At 35.6% G+C, this 11,381-nt stretch carries 10 protein-coding genes and 2 pseudogenes; 6 read left to right on the forward strand and 6 right to left on the reverse strand.

The window, feature by feature from the left end:
- Window positions 1-77: 77 nt before the first annotated feature.
- Window positions 78-818, forward strand: a pseudogene (locus DZB84_RS24245) (Tn3 family transposase); the annotation flags it as partial.
- A gap of 25 nt (window positions 819-843) precedes the next feature.
- Here DZB84_RS24245 and DZB84_RS24250 read toward each other — a convergent pair.
- From DZB84_RS24250 to DZB84_RS24270, 5 genes are all read right to left on the reverse strand, one after another.
- Entirely contained in the window at window positions 844-1,593 is a 750-nt protein-coding gene (locus DZB84_RS24250) for a hypothetical protein (RefSeq protein WP_189655362.1), read from the reverse strand.
- 336 nt (window positions 1,594-1,929) lie between these two features.
- Window positions 1,930-2,475, reverse strand: coding sequence for a hypothetical protein (locus DZB84_RS24255; RefSeq protein WP_116354858.1), 546 nt, complete (start codon window positions 2,473-2,475; stop codon window positions 1,930-1,932).
- Between the two features lie 16 nt (window positions 2,476-2,491).
- Window positions 2,492-3,529 (reverse strand): tyrosine-type recombinase/integrase, encoded by a 1,038-nt coding sequence (locus DZB84_RS24260; protein ID WP_116354859.1) that lies wholly within the window; start codon window positions 3,527-3,529, stop codon window positions 2,492-2,494.
- Window positions 3,530-4,809: 1,280 nt separating this feature from the next.
- A complete protein-coding gene (locus DZB84_RS24265; RefSeq protein WP_116354860.1) occupies window positions 4,810-5,142 on the reverse strand; it encodes a hypothetical protein in 333 nt (110 codons plus the stop codon).
- Between the two features lie 475 nt (window positions 5,143-5,617).
- Window positions 5,618-6,487: a nucleoporin Nup88 family protein gene (locus tag DZB84_RS24270; RefSeq protein WP_116354861.1), complete on the reverse strand. Its 870-nt coding sequence runs from the start codon at window positions 6,485-6,487 to the stop codon at window positions 5,618-5,620.
- Window positions 6,488-6,882: 395 nt separating this feature from the next.
- On the opposite strand from DZB84_RS24270, the pseudogene DZB84_RS24275 reads away from it, so the two are divergent.
- From DZB84_RS24275 to DZB84_RS24295, 5 genes and pseudogenes are all read left to right on the forward strand, one after another.
- Window positions 6,883-7,047: pseudogene (locus DZB84_RS24275) on the forward strand (SpoIID/LytB domain-containing protein); the annotation flags it as partial.
- A 144-nt stretch (window positions 7,048-7,191) separates the two neighbouring features.
- On the forward strand, window positions 7,192-7,521 hold the full coding sequence (locus DZB84_RS24280) for a hypothetical protein (protein WP_116354863.1): 330 nt from the start codon (window positions 7,192-7,194) through the stop codon (window positions 7,519-7,521).
- A gap of 211 nt (window positions 7,522-7,732) precedes the next feature.
- On the forward strand, window positions 7,733-8,338 hold the full coding sequence (gene spoIIIAF, locus DZB84_RS24285; protein WP_116354864.1) for a stage III sporulation protein AF: 606 nt from the start codon (window positions 7,733-7,735) through the stop codon (window positions 8,336-8,338).
- A gap of 476 nt (window positions 8,339-8,814) precedes the next feature.
- Window positions 8,815-9,783 carry a tyrosine-type recombinase/integrase gene (locus DZB84_RS24290; protein WP_223254545.1) on the forward strand — a complete coding sequence of 323 codons (969 nt, stop codon included), beginning with the start codon at window positions 8,815-8,817 and terminating at the stop codon, window positions 9,781-9,783.
- 662 nt (window positions 9,784-10,445) lie between these two features.
- Window positions 10,446-10,790, forward strand: a complete 345-nt coding sequence (locus DZB84_RS24295; protein WP_189655363.1) for a Bsp6I family type II restriction endonuclease — start codon at window positions 10,446-10,448, stop codon at window positions 10,788-10,790.
- Window positions 10,791-11,028: 238 nt separating this feature from the next.
- Here DZB84_RS24295 and DZB84_RS24300 read toward each other — a convergent pair whose 3' ends face one another.
- Window positions 11,029-11,247, reverse strand: coding sequence for a hypothetical protein (locus DZB84_RS24300; protein WP_223254546.1), 219 nt, complete (start codon window positions 11,245-11,247; stop codon window positions 11,029-11,031).
- Between the last annotated feature and the right edge of the window lie 134 nt (window positions 11,248-11,381).

Below are 11,381 nucleotides of genomic sequence, written 5' to 3' on the forward strand. Positions count from 1 at the left end.
CTAATTCGTAAGATACTATATATTCATAAATTTAATAGTACAAATAATAATTCTTTAATGAAATATAAAAGAAGTAGTTACTATCGCAAGATACGTTAATAACTACTTCTAATACTAGTACAATTAAGGCCGGTTACACGGATCAAGTTTTCGGATTAAGTCATTTGTTAGGGTTTCGTTTTGCACCAAGACTAAGAGATATAAGTGATGCTAAATTATATACCGTTTCTTCTCCTAACGATTTTCCAAACATAAAAGGCATACTTCGAGGTAAGATTAACACAAACGTTATTAAAGAGAATTTTGATGATGTATTAAGGCTAGCACATTCAATTCGAGAAGGAAGAGTTTCTGGATCATTAATCATGGGGAAATTAGGTTCGTATGCAAGACAAAATAAAATAGCTACAGCTCTTCGGGAGATTGGAAGAATTGAAAAAACAATCTTTATTCTTGACTATATTACGAATGAAACATTAAGAAGAAGGATACATCGTGGACTAAATAAAGGAGAAGCCATGAATGGATTGGCTAGAGCTTTATTTTTTGGTAAACGTGGTGAATTCAGAGAACGGGGCATACAAGATCAACTACAAAGAGCTAGTGCATTAAATATATTAATCAATGCAATTAGCGTATGGAATACTGTGTATTTAAGTGAAGTAACAAAGGAATTTAAGAAAAATAATATTCTAAGGGAAGAATTGCTTCCACATATTTCACCTTTGGGATGGGAACATATTAATTTTCTTGGAGAATATAAATTTGATTCGCATCGATTACCCACAAATTCTCTAAGACCATTAAATAAAAATTAACCTATAACATATAAAGCCAAATTCCTTAACGTACAGGTATTTGGCTATTTCTATATCGAATTTTGCTTAGCGTACAAAATTTCCGAAATGTTGGCTGTACCCCATGATGGAGAGAGCGAACCGCGTGCACACGCACGACCTTACCCTTACGTCCCTTGGTCTTTTTCTTTTCCTCGAGTTCTGGTAGGTAATCACGCTGCAGCTGACGTAGTTCGTAACGGTAATCATGACGATACTCCGCATGAACCTCAGCCCCATTTTTAGAGTTTACAGTCCCAGCAAGCCTAAATACACGTGCTGCATCGGACGCCTTTGAGTCACCGCCCAGGTCTTTTAATTGATTTAAGAAGTAATCCTGTAACGCTTGCCATAACGGTAGGGCACGGTAGGGAACCGGCTCCAATAACCAGATCAGGACGACACCTTGTCCACTAAATATAATAATATTGGGCTCTGGAATAGATTGGCCAAAGAAATCATATTCGAGCTTCCCTATTATCCAGGAAGGATCGTAATTAAAAAGATAAAAATCAAGGTCCACGTACAAGGACTTTAACTGCCTTAAATTTTGAATTTGTCTTTGAGGCTTATAAAATGTATTCTGGCTGAAATAAACGTCTTCTCCCAGCCAATCTGAAAGGCTTTTCGCCAGTTCTTGAGGTTTATAGTACCTTTGCTGGAATCCGCCAAGTGATTTCTTTGCGACAGTGATCCAGCCGTCCGAATCATGATGATGGAACCAGGCGTGATATTGCGCTTCTTTCAAATTTCCCATAAAAAAATCCTCCTCCCTACTGGAAAAGGACGTGTACCTATGCTATATTAATAGCATCAATTAAATAAAAGGGTACACGAATCCCTTGCCTAAAGACTCCCGCGGCGGCCAAACCATTGGGAGTTTTTTCTTTGTCTATTATTTTATCAGACAAGCTTCTAGATTAATAGACAAAATGGTATGAATTTCACGGTTAGCCGAATAATAATTGGCGAAAACAATAAAAAGGCTTTCATAACATCATGTTTTCGGTCGATAGAGCCAATATAAACGGAGTAGGCCTGTTCTATAAAAAAATTGATAACCCGTGTAATCCAAAATTTGAATCCCTTAATTTTAAAATTCTGTCTCCAGCATTTTTTCCATCATTCTATTAATTAAAAAGACTAATCCCTCCACTTTGGCTATATCTTCTTTCGTTATATTCTCAACAGAAGAAAAATAGTGGTTATACCGTTTTAATTGCTCATAAAGATCCCAATAAAATTTGTTTAATATCTCTTTGGAGTTACCCCCTTGATTCGCTGGGATATAGCTCATGTCAATAATGTCCACTTTCGCTAACCTTGCAATCCATCCATCGTATTTCTGTGACTGATAACAAGCTACATAATAGTATGGGTAGTAATGTGGCAACACTTCATATTTAAGATGCTCTAGTGCCTCTAGGTAGCCAACATCACCCGGGATACCGTTTAAGTGTATTTCGATAATATGTCGACCGCGCTCATCATGCTGCTCCCTTATAAATTCGGGTTTTGGCTTTTGTTCTCGGGCCATTCGCTTCCATTTCCCTACGTCAGCCTGAAGTTTTTTAATATGTGCCTTTTGTCGTTCAATCTCTTCACGTAGTTGCTCTTCCAGTGTTTTTTCTTGAATCACTAAAAATCCCTCCTTTTTATCGCATGTATCGTTCAGCGAGATCCCACCGATCTTCACCATGGCCAATTTCTTCGTGCACCTGGTCAATCGCTGATTTTAATAAGTTGTAAACTTTGATATCTTGTTCTGTTAAAATGCTATAATCAGCTTTTCGCCCTTTGTCCCTGTTATTCATAATACGTTCTAGCATCACTTCTCCCTCGTTTGCGATTCCTTTTTTTGCTAGTAATTCTCGTAATCTATCACGACAATACAAGTGCCTAAATCCATGGGTCCCTCGGCCGTTTTGCTTCATACCAGCTTTTTTACAGGCTTGGTTAATAGCTTTTCTTACAGTTGCTTCCTTAACCCCTATTAGTAATTCATCCTGTTCTTTATTGGTCATCATTTTCTCGATTTCATTTATAAGAAGTTTTGGAACTGGTGTGTTCCGAAATCGCCCGCCCTTTGTAATTCCTCGGCCCTCACCTTCTGAAATTCTCAACTCTAATCCATCATGGCTGACGGTCTTAAAATGCATCACCTTAACGTTACAAGCCTCCCTTACCCTTAATCCCATGTATCTCATCAATTTAGTTGCAGCTTGAACTTTTTGTGATAGGAATGGAAGCAATTTCTCGTATTCCTTCTGAGAATAACTGCGGTTTTCAGCTTTCTTGAGCTCTCGCCAATCAGTTAATCGCTTATTAGGAATAAACCATACTTCTTCCCGTCCCAGTTCTTTACTACGAATATTCATCCCCATCTGCATGTGTTTTAAAGCTGTCTCTACATTTTGCCTATGTCCAGCAGAACGTTCTAGATCTTTTAAATACTGTAAATAAGCAGTATAGTGTTCTTCGGTTAGCTCATATATACTTTTAATTCCAAACTCATTTCTAACCCATTTTACAAAGTTCTGTGCAACTGATAAGGTCCCTTTAATTTGTTTAATAGAATGGATACCTGATGTGCCCTTCTTCTTTGCTTCACGTTTTGATTCGCCAATTCGATTGATTGCTGTAATTGTTTGTGATACCTGGTGAACAATGCTACTACGTCCTTTTCTTGCCATGATTTATCTCCTTTCGATATATAAGAAAAACAAAAGGACTAAAACAGAAGCCCATAACTATAGTGTTGATGAAATAGTTCGTCATAAGGTGTGGTATTTATTTGTGATAGTGATAGTATTCAACCTTACATGTTGAAGTCCGCTCAGTTATTTATCGAGGCGAGCAATTAAGCCTCGTTGGGAGTTCTAGCGTTTTTACTGTTCCTAAATTCCTATGATTCAGTTTTGTTCTGCTCGACTTCCATGAACAAGAACGTTTTAGATTTTGGCTCGTTCATCCTGAACGTATTTCGGGCATCGATTATTCCATTGATGTCCCCTTACTAATGGCTGGTAGCATTTTATACTGGTCTGATTTTATTCCATCAGTTCAGTCGCTCTGTTTAAACCTTCATAAACAGAACTTTTTAATAGATTTTATACTGGTGCTCTATACTTCATGAGCTACAGTCGTTCAATCATTATTCCATTGATTGAATCCTCTTTTTCTAGTTTGGTAGCATATTTTCTAAACCGCCTGCTTTACCAATGGCGATCGACTCTTGACAGCTGTCTGCATTCTGTTTGTCCTTTTTGGCTGCTTGATAAATACGACAAATATACTTATCTGCTCACTCCCCCTTGTAATACCTCGGACTTCTAGTCTAAATAAAAAAGCCCACAGCTAATGAGAGGCTACCAAGGATACTGTTTCCTTTGTACAATCACTCTCAAAGCCGTGGACTTTGATTATTATAAAATTCCTCACAGAGATAAGATAAAAAACGACCATTCAATAAGAACCGTCGAAAAAAATCTCTATTGATTATTACACACACTCTTGCCATTCTCGTTTGTAACGATTAGCATTGTTTAAAAACCACAAAAGGCATACTTGCCCCTTTTTAATAAAATTCATCGACCCCAAAGGCCGCATTTGCTTAATACACACTACCGCTAGCTCCTGCCTAGGAACTGCAACAAAAAAAGAAGTTAAAATAAATATAGTTAAATTATATCAAAAAGAAAGATTGATTTCCAAAGTTAATTTAAAAATCATCTATTTATTACTAGATAAAACTATATTTGTGGCCTTATTCAATGACTAAGAGGGGGGAACGACAGATATTTTTTGAAGCAGCGTAGCTCGAGGAAAATAACTTACTTACAGGGAATTTCAGCAAAAAAATAACCCACCCTGCCTAATAATAATGTCCAGTTAGATGATGGGTTATTTCTCGCTTAGGACCACTGCTCTTCTCTCAGTAGATCAACACAATTATACCTCAATATGCCTTTAATTAAACCAATAGAATTCTATCTTTTAGTACTTTATCAATAAAATCATGAATCTGGTTTTCGTAATATTTTACTTCAATCTCTGATGTAGCTACTAACATGTTTTGTTTGAGTTCATTCAATTTTCCCCTTTCATCTTCTGTCAAACTTTGTTCTATTGATATTCTTTTTGCTCTGTTCAGCTCTAAATCTAAACCATCAAGTTCCCTAATTACCTTCTCTAAACCTTCAACTATTTGTTCTTTCCCGTATGCACTTTCTTGTTGAAGCAAAACAACAATATCCAATAATTTTTGTTTTAGTTTAACTACATGAAACTTAGTAACGGCATCCATAAAAAAGCACCTCTTTTCAACAACTTTTTATAAATTAAGCTCGGTAAAAAACTATTCACTGACCATAATCGGACCACTAATTGTACAATTAGTTGATCGTCAATTATAGAAGGATCATTACTAAATACTCCTTATACTTGTAACATCCTATTTTTTCTGTCTTATATCAAATTTTGATATATTGATTTAAAAGCATAAAAATAAGCTCATTAAACAACTGGAGGATTCAAAATTTGAACCCTCCCCCAAAGTAAGTAACCGCAAAAAAAGGACACTTAATGTTTCCCTCTTATCTATCAAGGGGATATATATATTTATTTTCATATCAGGTTAACCATCATAAACATGTTAACCATTTAAAAAACAGGATTTTATAGTTAACCAAAAATACATAAAAATTCAATTCCTGTTTTGTAGGTTCGGTCTAAATAAACAATACTTTATTTCTTACTAATGATAATAACCGGATTTACCTTTATTTTTTATCCCCTTCACTTTCTTGTTTCAATTGCTCGATTTTCTCCTCATACTTCTTACGTAGAAAGTTTATTTCTTCATACATTTGTTTTAACTTCTCGTTATACTCTTCGTTCGACTTCAATAACCTCAGCTGATATTCTCTTTCAACCTCCAGCAACGCCTTATCCTTTTCGTAGTCTTTTTTCTCATTAATACGTTCTATTTCAATAGCATGACTATTTTTCAGTAACCCGATTTGTTGTTTTAAGTCTTTAACTTCGTCTTGTAACTCATCATTTTGAACAATAATTTCTTTCACTTGGGATTGTAGACGTTCACGTTCTTTAGAAAATCGCTCTTTTAACTTTTCATTTTCATCCGCAAATTCTTTGTACTTAGTAACCAAGCCACTTAATGTATCACTTTTTTCTTTATATTCATCAATTAAGAGCTGATTATTCTCATTAGTGGCACGCAATCCTTCCAGCTGCTTCAACGCTTCCTTTTTCTCCTGTTCTACCACCTTCAACGTTTCCTGAGTCTGTTTTGCTTCCTCTACCGCCATTTTAACCTTCTCTTGGCATTCACCAACGATCGCTTCTTTTTGCTCTAGCTTATCGGAAATTTCCTTTACTGCATGGTCTTTTATGTAGATGGACCGTTGAACCATATTAGAAACAAGCTCATAAATTCGACTAGTATGTACTTCCAACTCGTTCAAATCTTGGCTGTAATCAGTCGCCCCTTGTTTAATCGACTGCAATTCAGTAACAGCGACAGCTTTCTCAAACCATTCTTTCGCAGATTCTCCGCTGTTTTCAATCATAGTCTTTACTTTTTCATGCAACTCCTCACTAACCTTTACCCCAAATGTTTTATCCGCCATTTCTCCACCTCATATATGGTTAACCATTAGATACAGTTTTACCAATAAGTTAACCAAGTTTTTTGTAGTTAACCATATTGTAGCATTTACCCTGATAAATGAAAAGCAACAATCCCACCACTCTTGACCTTGTTTGTGTCCGTGGTAGTGGTTTTTATGACAGATAGCGAAAAAACAGACTTTAGGGCTCTCCATCCATCAGCAACGTACCACGGACAATGAGAAGCGATTGCTCGCTTACCTTTTTTTCACTTCAGACTTGGTGTTGTCGAAATTTCGTCTACTTCCCCAGAAATCGGTAAGGTTAACGAGGAGATACAAAGTTTTCCAAAATGGAAAATATCGTTTTTCATGTCTCCATATAGCAAAATGCACATGCTCCTCAATCAAAACATGTTGTAGGTGTTGTGGCCTCTGAAATGCCGATTTCATTTGAAGTGGAAGCACTAAAAGCTCAAGCATTAGCAGGAAGAACATTTCTCGTTTATCGAATGCTTTCTGATTCTAAAGTTAGTTTATCTAATAATGCTGAGATCACAGATAATCATCAGTTTCACTAGGTCTATAAAATAAAGAGGAATTAGCTGACCAGTGGGGGGAAAATTACAAAACTAATAAAATGTTTTTTAATTTTTGGAAGGACTTCCATATTTTGTGAAGAATTATATAGTGAACAATATAAAGTTAATAAGGAGGAATAAGTAATGAAAGTTATGAAAAAGGTCTTGCTATCTACAATGTTAATTCTCTCGGGATTTGGGTTTGCGGCTAATGATTCTTTTGCACAATCAGTAACAACTGGCAAAGAGGAATTTAGCCAAATCGAAAGTTCGAATAAATATGTTCTTATTAATCTACAATTTAGTAGTTATCCGCCAAGCAAATACTACTATAGTGACGGCGAATATGCCGGATGGTTAACTTTGCACTCTGTAGAGAAAACTTCTACCGGGTATAAGGCAAAATATACTGGATATGTATATCCAATTTGTGTAGGAGCTATTTGTCCGGAGAGCAGTGAAGAAAAACAATAGATGCATAAAAGAAAAGAAGATATTACGCTTTCTTTGTATAAAAGTTATAGAAAAGAGCCGCGCCCTTGACGCGGCTCTTTTCTATAACTTTATGTGAAAAATGACTGAATAACGGTTAAGCTTCATAATATTAAGCATATATATTAGAAGAAGATTTCAACCATTAAATTAAAAACGAAAAAATATTTTCCGGTTTTTGAAAGGAGCGAAAATGGAGTTAATAACCAATTGGATTCAACAGTTAATATTAATAATTTTATTTGCTTATGTGGTAGAGATGCTATTACCAAGTTCGCAATGGAATAAGTATGTAAAAACAGTCCTTAGTGTAATTATCCTTCTTGTCTTATTGCAACCTGTGCTAACGATATTTAAGGTAGATATCAATAATTTATTCTCTAAAACTAACATCAGCAAAGAGAGTGATTTTTTATATAATGAAAAAACTAATGAGTATTCGAATAAAATTAACCAAATTCAAAACGATATGATTTCTCAACAAGTGACTGACTTAATGAAAAAGAAGGTGACTGATGAACTGGCGTCTGAGTATAAACTTGCTATAAATAACATAGCTATATCTGGCAAGGATGGCGAAATGAATGTTTCTGTAACCTTGGTTGATATTGTTGAGGAGGAAGTTCAATCCATAGAATCTTCTAAACCCGTTTCAATAAACTTGATAGAAATAGACAAAAACAGAGTTGCTGAAGAAGACATAGGGCTACGTGAAAATGAAGGTGTTCTTGCTTTACTTTCTCAAAGTTGGGACTTACAAAAAAAAGATATTAAACTTATATATAGGACAAGCTACTGATAGCTTTAGCCAAATTTAAGAATGTAAATATTAAGAAATCGTGCTGACGATGAAAAATGTGAATCTCTTTATTACTGACTTTTTATTTAAATATAGTTTCGTAGTTTGACAAAAGCTCTAGTTCCGAAATAGAACCAGGACTTTCCTTATTATATTAACTCACTATTGTTTTTTCTGATTCTTCGTCAAGATTCAAAACTTGTTAATAGCACATGAGCGAAAGCGTGCGATAAGCAAGGATTTCGCTCCCTGACTGGCAGGAATACAACTCATATTAACCATGTCATCCTTTGCTATCTTAACAATCCATCCATCATATTTTTGGGACTGGTAACAAGCAAAGTATGGATAATGATTGGGAATTTATGATTTATATTAAAAAACACACTCATTTGCGCATGAATAAGGTACAATGAAACTAGTAATCTAACTATCGATAACCCACGTTATCACTACATAGAAAGGAAGAAAAATCCATGAGTTTGGAATTGAAAGTCCAGGAAGAAACATCCCTTTCCACTGAAATGTTGGAGCTTCAGAAAGAAGCAAAAAATCACTTGGCCAACTCGAAAGCTGAAAATACGAAACGAGCCTATCGAAACGATTGGACCCAATTTTCCGAGTGGTGTAAAAAGAACGGATTTCTGGAACTGCCAGCTGACCCAGAAACGCTTGTCTATTACATTACGTTTTTAGCAAAAACATTAAAAGCTTCCTCCATCAAACGGAAAATGACCGCCATCTCACAGCGCCATGAAACAGCTGGACATCCAAGTCCTACAAAAACAGCCCTGGTAAAAGGAGTGTGGGACGGAATCCAGCGAAAGATCGGAATCAAAGAAGAAGGAAAAGATGCGCTTTGGCTTGAGGATCTTCGGCAAGTAGTCCAAGCGATTCCTCAGAATAAAGGAATTGGTGTACGGAACCGAGCTTTATTAGTGATAGGTTGGGCCGGGGCTTTACGAAGAAGTGAATTGGTCCAGTTAGACATCGAAAATATCTCCATCACTCGCGACGGATTAATTCTTAACTTAAATAAAAGTAAAACGGACCAAAAAGGAGAAGGACAGGATGTTGCCCTCCCATACGGAAGCAATCCATTAACATGTCCCGTTCGTAGTTTAGAAGATTGGTTGGCCGTATCTGGCATTTCAGAAGGACCATTGTTTCGTCGATTGGATCGTCATGGAAATATACTCGGAAGGTTAACTCCTCAATCAGTGAGGCTGATCGTGAAGAGTTGTAGTGAAAAGGTGGGCTTGGATCCAAATAGATATGGAGCTCATAGTTTGAGAAGTGGATTTTGTAGTACGGCTGCAAAAGCAGGAAAGGCTGAGCATCAGATTATGAAGCAGACTAGGCATAAACGGTCCGATTCGTTGCAACGATATATTAAAAAGGTCAGTCTGTTTGATGATAATGCAGCAAGTGGGATTGGTTTATAAACTATAAACCGATCGAAGTAAGATGGTATTTTAATTCGATTAGAAGCACTAGTGTTGATTAAGGTACTGGGAAAATCACCTAGTGTCGCTTTTTTTGTTTTGTAGGGTTATATACTTCTTGAAAACTGGTAATCATTTGCTTAGGATTTGCCCTTTAATTATTTGTATATTGTGATAAACTACAGCCATTGCTACTTTAGATGTGCTTTCAACAACGTGCTAGTCTGTTATTTTATTTTGTGTTTGTATATGTGATTTGATAAAACGGACCAGGTGGATGCTACTTTACGAATGAATTTGCTATGGTGGTGGATGATAGTGATAAGAAAGAAAAGGAAAGTGCTATACCAGGATTAGTAGCGGAGGACATAGTAGAAAATAAAGAGGCCTAAAGAATCAATAAGAAAAATTTATTAAAGAATCCATCAAGTGACGTGACACACAGCTAATGGGAGTCAATTAGAGCTATACAGGAGTATCGTAGGTAGACGATTGAAACGGCATCAGCTATTTCTAAAGTATTAAGTTTAATAAAGGCTTCATAGCCAACATTTTGGAAGCTTTCTATGGTAAGGCAGGTAAAACTAAAGGATGGTTTAGTTAAATGTTCTATCCACAGTTAAGCGAAAATGGTACGATGGCAATGGATAACACACCTATTTATGGATTTAGTAACAGTTGATAAGGATCGTTTTAATGATGCTATTCAAGCATATTTCCTTTGGAAAGAATTAGATTTAATTATTAGAAAGTCGCATACAAGAGGAGTAAATATTCCAGAAACAATTTCAGAAGCTTTACTTTGTTATGTGAGTGATTTTCAATTAAATCGTGGTTCTGGTGGAGACGCGTTTGATCCAAAAACGGACAGAGTAATAGAAAGCAAAGCAACTTCTAATTTTGATAGAGATACAAGTTCTTTCAGTCCAAAGGAAGAATTTGATGCTTTGTATTTTTGCCGTTTGGATAAACGTAGTTTTGGCTTGCCGAAGGCAATTAGGTTTTGACCTTCCGAGCATTCGGAAGGATGGTTTTTGTTGCGAAGCAACCGCACACACCAATCCGGTGTATAAGTGCGCCCTTAGGATTATAATATCACAGGTTCGGTAAAGTAATCTAGCTAGCGTTTTAAGTTTAACAATATAAAAAAGCCAATAATGATTTTTAACATTATTGGGTCTATGGAGGTCTATAAATAGTCATTATTCGAACACTAATCTTATGTGTAAGAAAGATTTCTATTTTTTAGTTTTCATCAAGTTCTATGCCATCTATTATGCAAGAAAAGCTAATATTATCCAAAATCCATACTTGAAAGATTTCATCAACTTTCTTTTTAATTTCTTGTGTGCTCATATTTTCATCAATTTTTAATTCTTCAAAAGTAAAAGTTTGTGTAATTGTTGAATTTATATCTGTAGTTCTAATTGAAAAAGTGACTGTTTTATCTGTTTTACTGTCCAAAATTTGAACCTCCCTCTATAAAGTTAATTTATCTCACGAATACTCTCTTTTTCTCAAAATTTCATAACCACCTAATAGTTGACACACCAAAATTAATGGATATTAATTGTATTTCTTTAAATGATTTACAGGTT

The organism is Bacillus sp. HNG (genome assembly GCF_003400205.1).
Lineage (GTDB): Bacteria > Bacillota > Bacilli > Bacillales > Bacillaceae_L > Ferdinandcohnia.